This window comes from Aeromonas cavernicola, from assembly GCF_002795305.1.
In the GTDB taxonomy this organism is placed as follows: domain Bacteria; phylum Pseudomonadota; class Gammaproteobacteria; order Enterobacterales; family Aeromonadaceae; genus Aeromonas; species Aeromonas cavernicola.
Genome location: NZ_PGGC01000259.1, coordinates 1 through 1301, shown reverse-complemented (window position 1 = coordinate 1301; position 1301 = coordinate 1). Strand labels below are relative to the sequence as shown.

2 protein-coding genes are annotated in these 1301 nt (G+C 61.0%); both read right to left on the bottom strand.

Annotation, left to right across the window (positions count from 1 at the left end):
- Nucleotides 1–719, bottom strand: a 719-nt coding sequence (ccsA, locus tag CUC53_RS18380; RefSeq protein ID WP_476692221.1) for a cytochrome c biogenesis protein CcsA, incomplete at its 3' end; no start/stop codon positions are given.
- 328 nt (nucleotides 720–1047) lie between these two features.
- Nucleotides 1048–1301: NrfD/PsrC family molybdoenzyme membrane anchor subunit (nrfD, locus tag CUC53_RS18375; RefSeq protein ID WP_167386799.1), on the bottom strand; the 254-nt coding region annotated here is incomplete at its 5' end.

Sequence of the window (1301 nt, the reverse complement as noted above, 5' to 3'; positions counted from 1 at the left end):
GCCTTATCATCCATCCGCCCCTGCTCTATCTCGGTTACGTCGGCTTTGCGGTCAACGTCGCCTTCGCCATGGCAGCGCTCCATTCGGGCAGGCTCGATGGCGCCGTGGCCCACTGGAGCCGCCCTTGGGCACTCGGCTCCTGGGTGTTTCTCACCGCCGGTATCGTACTTGGCTCTTGGTGGGCCTATTACGAGCTGGGGCGGATGGATGATAAGGCCGATATCCTGCAGCATGGGATTGAGATCGCGCCCCTCCAGCGGCCCCGGGAATTGGCGGTCAAATGGGCTGGAGAAGATCAGGGTATAGAGGGCAAACAGCCCGACGATCAGCCCCATGATGGCCAATACCCGGGCGGTGATCAGCGGATCGACCCGTTTTGAACAAATCGCCACCAGAGCCCCCCACAACCCCAGCGCAAAGACGAAAAAGAGCATGGAGCCTTCATGGCCGCCCCACACCGCCGCCAACTTGAAACCCAGCGGCAGGGCGCTGTTGGCGTGTTGGGCCACATAGCTGACGGTGAAATCATCCTGGCCAAAGCAGCTGGCGAGCAGCAGTAGGGAGGCTAACAGCAGGATGGTATTGATCAGCGCCAGCGGCGTGGCGCAGCGCAGCAGAGTCGGGGAGGCGAGCCGCAACCCCAGCCAGGGCAGGACGCCCTGCAGCAAGGAGAGTGCCGCCGCCAGTAGCAGTGAGAGATAGCCAAGCTCCGCCAGCACACAACCTCCAGTCAATCTTTGATGTCATTCATGTCATGACACACAGGCCGCGTTGTCTCCCTTTGGCGGGGAACATTGCCAAGCAACGGGTGTGGCATCACCAGAAATTCATTGGGCCAACAACAAACCAGCGCCAGTCACCCGAAGGTGGCTGGCGCTTGTCCCCCACTTTAATAACCGGCTCACGATCCGTCGTGAGAGGTCGTCAGCTCGTTAAAGAGCTGCGCGAACCAGAGCGTGTAGACATACGTGAGCGCTCTTAATTGCAAACACGCGAGCAGCACATGAGCCTTGATCACGGCCTCGCAACAGGAGCGTGAACCGGTTTTTAAACTACCGTCATTTGGCCGGCATAAAGCACGACGTAGCGCAGCAGCAAGATCCCCATCAGGGTCAGGCTGCAGATCAGTACCAGATGGCCGTTTCGCTCCCGCAGGGGCGCCGGGGTCAGCAGAGCCAGCAGCTGGGGCAGCAGCATGCCGATCCCCACCACCCCGAGCCAGAACACTTGAGCCCAGAAGCCGCTGCCGATGGCGGCCCACATCGCCACCTCTTTCTGGCCGCCACCAAAGTAGAGGCCGG